6 protein-coding genes are annotated in these 8,463 nt (G+C 75.3%); 4 read left to right on the forward strand and 2 right to left on the reverse strand.

What is annotated here, in order from left to right; translation table 11 throughout:
• Positions 1 to 765: 765 nt before the first annotated feature.
• Positions 766 to 1,260, forward strand: coding sequence for a hypothetical protein (locus ACFVUH_RS34210; protein WP_355369788.1), 495 nt, complete (start codon positions 766 to 768; stop codon positions 1,258 to 1,260).
• Positions 1,261 to 1,674: 414 nt separating this feature from the next.
• Positions 1,675 to 2,943, forward strand: a complete 1,269-nt coding sequence (locus ACFVUH_RS34215) for an acyl-CoA dehydrogenase family protein (protein ID WP_387917394.1) — start codon at positions 1,675 to 1,677, stop codon at positions 2,941 to 2,943.
• Between the two features lie 24 nt (positions 2,944 to 2,967).
• Here the strand turns inward: ACFVUH_RS34215 and ACFVUH_RS34220 are convergent, their stop codons facing one another.
• Positions 2,968 to 4,191 carry a phosphotransferase gene (locus tag ACFVUH_RS34220; RefSeq protein ID WP_387917395.1) on the reverse strand — a complete coding sequence of 408 codons (1,224 nt, stop codon included), beginning with the start codon at positions 4,189 to 4,191 and terminating at the stop codon, positions 2,968 to 2,970.
• A gap of 476 nt (positions 4,192 to 4,667) precedes the next feature.
• Between ACFVUH_RS34220 and ACFVUH_RS34225 the strand changes: the two genes are divergently transcribed.
• Positions 4,668 to 6,152 carry a hypothetical protein gene (locus ACFVUH_RS34225; RefSeq protein ID WP_387917397.1) on the forward strand — a complete coding sequence of 495 codons (1,485 nt, stop codon included), beginning with the start codon at positions 4,668 to 4,670 and terminating at the stop codon, positions 6,150 to 6,152.
• A gap of 54 nt (positions 6,153 to 6,206) precedes the next feature.
• On the opposite strand, the gene ACFVUH_RS34230 is transcribed toward ACFVUH_RS34225, so the two are convergent.
• Positions 6,207 to 6,554: a PAS domain-containing protein gene (locus ACFVUH_RS34230; RefSeq protein ID WP_355369780.1), complete on the reverse strand. Its 348-nt coding sequence runs from the start codon at positions 6,552 to 6,554 to the stop codon at positions 6,207 to 6,209.
• A gap of 286 nt (positions 6,555 to 6,840) precedes the next feature.
• Between ACFVUH_RS34230 and ACFVUH_RS34235 the strand changes: the two genes are divergently transcribed.
• A complete protein-coding gene (locus tag ACFVUH_RS34235) occupies positions 6,841 to 8,355 on the forward strand; it encodes a HEAT repeat domain-containing protein (RefSeq protein WP_387917398.1) in 1,515 nt (504 codons plus the stop codon).
• The last annotated feature ends 108 nt before the right edge of the window (positions 8,356 to 8,463 follow it).

Raw genomic sequence — 8,463 nt, forward strand, 5'->3', positions numbered from 1 at the left:
GCGCGGGGGGGTTTGTTCCCCCTCCCGGGCCGGGCCGGCGCCGCCCCCCCCGCGGGGCGTCGGCCCGGATCCGGAGGATGTGTCGAAGGTCTCGGTGCCGAAGGTCTTCCCGAAGGTCTCCGGGGATCATCGTTCCGATCACATTTGAGCGTGCCCCGTCATAATTTCTGTTGACTGCTGGACAAACGCAGCTCAGAGTATGAGCACAGGCAGACGCCGTGCCCACCGCCCCCACGCGGCCAGACACGGCGCCTGCTGTGCAACCCGACAGCGCTGCCGGGTTTCCTCCCAGTCATCCCCTGCGCACCGGGGGTGCGTCGGCCGTTCCCGGCCCACGAGGGGCCGGCAGTCGCCGGGAGGATGGCGCCGAATCCGAGAGCGACTCGGATGTCGGTGCCGGTGCCCGGGACCCGCACGCCCCCACGCGGCGGCGTCCCGAGCAGATCCGCGGGAGCGACGGGCCGGGGCCCCGCGGACCTTGCTTGTGATGCATGGAACTGTTGGCTTGTGTGCTGTGCTGTGTGCCACCTCGAAGCTGGGTGCTCGGCGGATCGACACGACGGTGTGCACAGTGAGGGAAACGCGTGTAGGGCCGCGTTGCGACAGGCCGTCCCCCCGGAGGGTGAAACCCAGAACGGCTGTCGTGCTGAACCGAACGTAGCCCGGACGGTTGCTCAGAGTCAACATTGGTCTCTGAGCGTGGATCTCCGTCCGGCGTCCCACCCACCCCGCGAGCGTGGTGTGCCGGGCACGTACGATGTTCCCATGTCTTTTCTCCGCCGTCGCTCCGGTCAGCCCACCGGCCCGGACTTCGACGTGCTCGCCATGGACCCGGGCGACTGGCCCGGCGACTTCGGTGCGGCCATGATGACCGGCCCGGACGGCTCCTGCCAGGGGATTTTCCTGCGCTACGACCTGTTCGGCGGCAGAGGCCCGGCGATGTTCATCGGCAACCTCCCCGAGGGTTCGCCGGCCCGGGACACCGGCGACAGCGTGCCCTTCGAGGTGCGTCAGCTGCTCGCCGCCCTCGGTGACGAGGAACCGGTCGACTTCGTCTCGGCGGAGGACTTCCCGGTCATGCTCGGGGACGATCTGCTGATCGTGAAGAAGGTCAAGGTCAGCGAGGGCCGGGTCTTCTGTGCCCAGTTCGGCCGGAGTGACGGCGTGCAGGTCACCATCGCCTCCTGGGACCGACCGATTTCGGACGACCTCTACCAGTTGCTCAAGCCGCTGCCCGCGGACATGTTCCAGCAGGGCTGACGGGTACGGGAACCGTGCCCCGGAGGGCAGGGTTCCGGTTGCCCGGTCCGGCACTCGTCGCACTCCCGTCACCCCGTTCGTTCCGGGCCTCGGGCGCTGCTTGACGGCCTCGATCACGGCTTCGTAAAGTCGCGGACATGTCGTGCCGTCCCCTGCTGCTGACCCGTCGCAGCTACCTCGACCTGCGGCGCACCGCCAGCGCGGCGTGTCCGGGCCACTGAGGGGGATTCGTCCCCGAGGCGGCGGGCGGTCGGCCGAACGGCCGGCGCCGGTCCGGGGGCGGGTGTTCCGCTGAACCCGGGTTCCGGGGGCGGGAATTCCGCCGACCTCCGGGGTCGCCTACCGGTACCGCGCGCCCGTTGCGGGTGTGTCGAGGAGTCAGAGCCCACGCTGCCGTCCGGAGGCACCAGCCCCATGAGCACCATCGCTGCCGATCAGTCGCCCGCCGTTCCGTCGCCCGTCGCCTCCGCCCTCGCGGGGCTGCCCCGGGTCGTCGACCTGCTGGCCGCCCGGGCCGAGGAGCACGACCGCGACGCGACCTTCCCCTACCAGGGCATCGAGGCCGTGCACGAGGCCGGACTGCTCACCCTGACCGTCGACCGGAGGTACGGCGGACCCGGCGGCACGCTCGCCGACACCGTCCAGGTGCTGTCCCAACTCGGGCGCGGGGACGCCTCGGTGGCCGTGGTCGCCGCCTTCACCCTGCTCCAGCACGCCGAACAGGCGCGGACCGCCGGCTGGCCGGTGGCCGGTTACCGGCGGCTGCTCACCGAGTCCCGGCGCGGACCGGCCCTGGTCAACACCCTGCACGCGGAGCCCGGCGCCCGCGCCGGCGAGCCGCCGGCCACGGTGGCCCGCTGGGACGGCACGGGCTGGCGGCTCACCGGCCGGAAGACGTACTGCGCCGGTGCCGAGGCGCTCGCCTGGATGGCGGTGACCGCCCGGACCGACGAACCGGAGCCCCGGACCGGCACCTTCCTGGTGCGCGGCGAGAGCGAGGGGCTGGAGGTCGACCCGACCTGGGACCAGCTGGGCCTGCGGGCCAGTGCCAGCCATGACGTGGTGCTGGACGAGGTGCGGGTGCCCGCCGAGCTCGCGCTCGGCCTGAACCCGCCGAAGGGCGGCGCGGGAAGGGGCGTGACCGGTTCTGCCGCGCGCCCCGGTTCTGCCTCGACCGCCGCCTCGACTGCCGCCGGGGACGCGCCCCGGGCCGTCCCGGCGGCCGAACTCGCCCGCGCCTGGCACGATCTGGCGCTCTCCGCGGTGGCCGTCGGGGTGGCCCGCTCGGCCCAGGACTGGCTGGTCCGCTTCCTGCACCAGCGAACTCCGGCCAATCTCACCGAGCCGCTCGGCAGCCTGCCCCGCTACCGCAGCGCGCTGGGCGAGATCGAGGCCCAGCTGATCGGCGCCGAGGAACTGGTCCACGGGCTGGCCCCCCGGGTGGACAGCGCCGAGCCGGAGGCCGTCGCCCGGACCGGACCGGCCCACCTGCTGGCCACCCGGGCCGCGATATCCGCCGTCCAGCAGGCCGTCTCGCTCACCGGCAACCCGGGACTGAGCCGCCGTCACCCGCTGGAGCGCTACCTGCGGGACGCGCTCAGCAGCCGGGTCCACCTGGCCCCCGACGAGGCCGTCCTGGAGGCCGCGGGCCGGGCCGCCCTGGAACGCGGCGCCCGGCCCTGACCGGACGCCGGCGGCCGGCCGGCGTCACCTCGTCCCGACAGCGGCCCGGACCGCGCGGCGGGCCAGCGCGGCGTCGTCGTACAGCCGGCGGATCATGATCCGCTGCTCCTCGCCGGCGCCCGGCACGTCGTACAGCCGGATCTCGCGCATCAGCACCAGCACCAGGTTCACCAGGAACGCGTCCCGGGCCAGCGTGCCGCCGCTCTGGGCGAGTTGGCTGATCTGCCGGCGCGCCGCGGTGTCCCCGGAGAGCACGCTCCAGAGCACCGCCAGGTCGTAGCCGGGCAGGTACCAGCCGGCCTGCTCCCAGTCGACCAGCACCGGGCCGGACGGCGCCAGCAGCATGTTGCTGAGCAGCGCGTCGCCGTGGCAGAGCTGGAGCGGGGCGTGCCCGAGGCCGTGCAGCAGACCGCGCAGGTCCCCGGCGTCCCGGTCGGTGAGCTGGCCCACCGAGTGGTAGCGGGCGATCTCCAACTGGTAGTCCAGCCGGGGCTGGAACACGTCGGTCGGTGGCCGCCACAGGTTGAGCGTGCGGACGGCGGTGAGCAGCGCCCGCACCTCGCCCGGCGTGGGCGCGTTGGCCGGGTGGCGCTCCCGGGCGGCCGGGCGGCCGGGCACGCGCTCCATGACGAGCACGCAGCGGTCGTGGTCGGCCGCCACCAGCCGGGGCAGCCGCACCGGCGGGCGGTGCCGGACGAAGGCCCGGTAGACCGCCACCTCGTGGTGGAAATCGGCCACCAGCTGCTCGAAGTACTCACTCCGCACCGCCTGCGGGGAGAGGCACTTGGCCACCACCGGCGCCCGGCCGATGGTGCCCGCCACCAGGATGTGGCGGCTCCCCTCGCGCAGTACCTGGCGCGGGGTGAACGCGGGACATATCCGCGAGACGCCGGCGAGCGCGGCCCGGACGGACGGCGTCTGCAGCGCCGAGGGGTCGATCCGCTCCTGTGCCGCGGGCTGGCCCGGCCGGACCGGCGGGCGCAGCAGCCGGCCGTCGCCGGGGCGGGCGGCGGGGATCCGGGCCCCGGGGACACGGGGTCCGGCGGCCTCGGGCGAGCGGAGCCCCAGCGCGGCCCGGGCGGCCTGGCCCCGGGGGTCCGCGGGCCGGCCCTCGGCGGCGCCGCGCGGGGCGGGCGGCCGGGACGGCGGCGGGACCTGCTTCGGGCCGGGACGGCCGGCGGCTGCGGTGGGGGGGCGCAGCGCGGTCCGGGGCGCGGTCGGCGTCGGGGAGGTCGCTGAGGAGTACATGGGGTGAGGGAGATCCCTTCCTGGTCCGTCTCGGATGAGCCCGCGGGGGCGGGGAGGGCCGTGCCGCCGGGTTCCTGGTCCGGCGGCGGGCCCCTGTTCGGTCCGGTGGGTGGTGCGCGGGCGCCGGGCACGGACGCCGGGGCCGGAACCCCGTGCTGCGGCGGTGGACCGGCCGTCCGCACCCTGGGGAATGCGGTCGGCCGGTTCTGCCGCGGCCGTGCCCGGCGCCCCCGCGCCACCCGGCCGCGCCACCCCCTCGGGTGAGGACCGGGAGCGCCCCGGAACCCGCACGGGGGAACTCCCCGAACCGGTCTGGGGCGCCGCCCGACCCGGAGGCGGGGTGGCGCACCTCTACATCACACCCGGACGACGGTGGTTGGTAATGTGGCGGACCCTGGCGAAGCCTGGCGAATGCTCGCCGGGTACCTGACGGAGCCTCTAGCCTCGGACCAGCCGAGGAATCCTGGGGGCTTCACTTGAGCAGGGGACCCAACACCCGACTCGCCGATCTGTTCGTCCTGACCGGATGGTCGAAGGGCGAGCTGGCCCGGCTGGTCAACAGGCGGGGTGCCGCGATGGGGCAGCAGCAGCTGTCCACCGACACCTCGCGGGTGCGGCGGTGGATCGAGCAGGGGGAGATCCCGCGCGATCCGGTGCCGAGGGTACTGGCAGCCGTGTTCACGGAGCGGCTCGGCCGTGTCGTCACCACTGAGGACCTCGGTCTGGAGCGACACCGGCCCACCAGGACCGGAGCGGGGCAGTCCGCCACCACGTCGACATGGGAGCCGGATCGGACGGCCGCGGTCCTCACCGAGTTCACGGGAATGGACCTCATGCTGAACCGACGTGGATTGGTGGGTGCGGGCGCCGCGCTCACGGCCGGGGCGGTCATCGCCGACTCGTTGAAGGGCTGGCTGGGCGGGGAGGCGGTCGCGTACGCGGCCTCGGCGCCCGGTCCGCGACAGGTGGTCACCCAGGGCGGTGTCCGGCCGGTGGTGGACCTGTACGACGCGGGCCCGGTGGGGGCCGAGGAGGTGCAGGCGCTGGAGCGCTCGGTGCAGGTGTTCCGGGCCTGGGACGCGGCCCGCGGCGGCGGCCTGCAGCGCAAGGCGGTGGTCGGTCAACTCAACGAGGTGGGAGGGCTGCTGACGCACCGCCACGGTGCCTCCGTGGAGCGGCGGTTGTGGCTGGTCGCGGCCAACCTCGCGGTGCTGGCGGGCTGGATGTCGCACGACGTGGGGCTGGAGCCGACCGCGCAGAAGTACTTCACGCTGGCCGCCGAGTCGGCGAAGGAGGCCGACGACCGGCCGCGGGCGGGGGAGGCGCTCTCCCGGGCGGCGCGCCAGATGGTGCACCTCGGGCGGGCCGACGACGCGATCGACCTGATGGCCGCGGCGCGGGCGAGCGGCGGCCGGATGCTGCCGAGCACCCGGGCGATGCTGAACACCGTGGAGGCGTGGGCGCACGCGTCGGTCGGGCAGTCGCAGGCGACCTGGCGGCTGCTGGGGGAGGCGGAGGACCTCTTCGCGGAGGACCCGGACGGTCCGCCGCCGTCCTGGATGCAGGTCTTCGACGAGGCGGAGCTGCGCGGGATGCAGGCGCTGGTGCTGCGCACGCTCGCCGAGCACGACCTCTCGGCGGCGGGTGAGGCGCGCCGGCACGCCGAGCGGGTGATCCGGCTGCGGGAGGGGACCGGTCAGCTGCGTTCGGCGCTGTTCGACCGGATCACGCTGGCCTCGGTGCACTGGCTCACCGGGGAGCCGGAGGCGGCGGACGCGCAGGTCAGGGAGGTGCTGCGGCTGATCGGCCAGAACTCCTCGCACCGGACGTGGGACCGGCTGAGGGAGATGTACCGGCTGACCGCGCGCTACCGGGGGGTGCCGGCGGTGGACGAGCTGCGGGACGAGCTGGGGCAGGAGCTGCGGGTGGCGGCGGAGAAGAACCGGTCCCGGTTCGCCTGATCCCGGCCGGGCCCGGGCTCGGGGCCTCGGGGCGTCCGGGGGCCGGGCGGGCGGTCAGCAGGCGCGGGCCGGGCGCAGCAGCATGCGCAGGGCGGTGACCGTGCCGTCGCTGCCGAGCACGGGCTCGCCGGCGCACTCGACCATGCCGTGTCCGCCACCGGGGTGGCGGACCTGAAGGGTGCCGACGGCGGACCGGCCGTGCACCAGCGCGTCGGTCATCATCCGGCGCAGCTGCGGCCGGTCCGCCTCGCTCAGCCGGTCGGGCAGCCGGTCGAGGCTGAGCGGGCCGTGGCCGGGGTCGCAGCCGAGCAGTCGGTAGGCCTCGGCGGACCAGTGCACGTGGTCGGTGCGCAGGTCCCATTCGGCGGCGGCGACCGTGTCGCGGCCGGGCGTCGGTGTCATGGGCATGGTGTGTCCAGTCATCCGTGCGCGGCGGTCGGCCGGCGATGGTGGGATCGACTGTCGCACAGCGGTCCGACGTCCGTGGGCGATTTGGACAGAACGCCGCCAAAGTTCCCCCGGCATATGCCAGTGCGCACAAAGGCCCGGTCGCCCTGTGTGCGACGGGCTGCCCGAAGCGGTAACCTTCGGTGATTCCGGCGCCCGGGCGCCCACCGCAGTACCGACCAGAGACCCCGGCGACGGAAATCCCGTTGCCACTACGACCGCCGCAACGGATGCTGACCTCATGTTCGAGCCAGTGATAGCACCCAGTGCCAGCCTCCTCGGCCTCCTGCAGCGAGGTCGCGGTGACGGGCAGCTCCATGCGCTGGCCGCCGACCGTACCGAGGCCATCGCCGCGTTGGAGGAGTGCGTCACCAGGGACCCGCGAGCCGACTGGCAGGTCGAGAACCGCTCCCTCTACTACGCGCGCCTCTACATGGAGCTGGAGGCGTCGCTCGACGGCATCGAGGACCACCTCCACTCCCCGGAGGACCTCCTCGACGAGGACGAGGCCCGCACCGGCCTCGCGCTGTCCGTCCTGGGCCACCTCGCCGCGTACGGCCGCCGGGACGCCCTCCTCATGCTCCGCGAGTACGCCGCCACCGGCACCAACTGGGCCTGGGCCCTGGACGAGCTGGCGCTGCGCGACGACGACCGCGGCCTGCTGCTGCTCGGGACCGCCGTGCTGGACCGCTTCGCGCCGGGCCCCGAGGGCGACGCCGAGCTGCGCGAGACCATCCGGGGCGCCTACGAGCCCAGGCCCTGGCGGCTCTGGGCCGCCTACCACCCCAGAGTGGCCGCGGCCAGTGAGCAGTCCCCCTTCGACCTGTGGCAGCGCCAGCTGAACCGCAGCGGCGTCACCCCCGGCTGGTCCACCGCCGACGTACTGGCCTGGGCCGACCAGGGCGAGCTCGGCGGCCTCGGCGCCGCGGCCTTCGCCGGCGGCCCGGTCCGCCCCGAGGCGTCCCGTGACGCCGGCTCCCCGGCCCGCCCCGACGCGGTGGACCGCCGCGCCGCCGCGGCCGCCCGCTGCCTGGCCGCCGTGGTGCGGCCCGAGGACCTCGGCGCCGTGCTGGAGGCGGCCCGCACGGGTCTGCCCGGTGCCCGCCGGGCCGCCCTGCGCTACCTCGTCGACCAGTGCGACCCGGCCGCGGCCGGCCTGATCGAGGTGGCCGCCGCCGACGTGGACGACCGGATGGTCCGGTTCGCCCTGGAACTGCTCGGCCGGATGCGCGGCCCGGAGGCGCTGGCCCAGGCCCGCCGCTGGGCCGACCCGGCCACCGGCGGCGCCGACAGCGCCCTCGGCGAGGCGGCCGTCCGGCTGCTGGCCGACGCGGGGGAGCCCGCCGACGGCCCCCTGGTGGTGGGCGGGCTGCGCCGCTGGGTCTCGGTCCACGGGGTGTCCGGGACCGACGCCGGGCTCGGGACGCTGGTCGACGGCGCGGGGCGGCTGGCCGCCGCCGGAGCCGTCCCGGTCCTGCGCCACATCTACGGGGAGGCCGTCTCCTCGGAACTGCGCGGTCGCGCCGCCCGGGCGCTCGCCGCGACCGACGTGCACTTCCCCGAGGGGCCGGCCGTCGAGTGCCTCTGGGACTGCGAGGAGTCCACCCGGGAGCTCGCCGCGAGACACGTCGCCACCACCGGCGACGCCCGTGTGCTGGAGCGCCTGCGCCGCCTCGCCGCCGACCCGGCCGAGGAGGCCGAGGTCCACGCCGCCGTCCGGGGCCGGCTGACGGCCGCCCGGGAACGCCGCCGCTAGCGCGCCGCCTGCGCCAAGGCTCCGCCGAGACTCCGCGCACAGGCCGCGTGTGCTCCGCGGCAGCAGCAGAGCGGGGGGGGCGCCCCCGGGGGGGGGGGGGGGCCGGCG

This window comes from Kitasatospora sp. NPDC058032 (assembly GCF_042885845.1).
Classification (GTDB): Bacteria; Actinomycetota; Actinomycetes; order Streptomycetales; family Streptomycetaceae; genus Kitasatospora.

What these genes read in the sequence shown, in the direction of transcription:
- ACFVUH_RS34210 (WP_355369788.1), top strand. Translation starts at nt 766, where the DNA reads ATGTCTTTTCTCCGCCGTCGCTCCGGTCAGCCCACCGGCCCGGACTTC.
- ACFVUH_RS34230 (WP_355369780.1), bottom strand. Translation starts at nt 6,554, where the DNA reads ATGACACCGACGCCCGGCCGCGACACGGTCGCCGCCGCCGAATGGGAC.
- ACFVUH_RS34220 (WP_387917395.1), bottom strand. Translation starts at nt 4,191, where the DNA reads ATGTACTCCTCAGCGACCTCCCCGACGCCGACCGCGCCCCGGACCGCG.
- ACFVUH_RS34215 (WP_387917394.1), top strand. Translation starts at nt 1,675, where the DNA reads ATGAGCACCATCGCTGCCGATCAGTCGCCCGCCGTTCCGTCGCCCGTC.
- ACFVUH_RS34235 (WP_387917398.1), top strand. Translation starts at nt 6,841, where the DNA reads ATGTTCGAGCCAGTGATAGCACCCAGTGCCAGCCTCCTCGGCCTCCTG.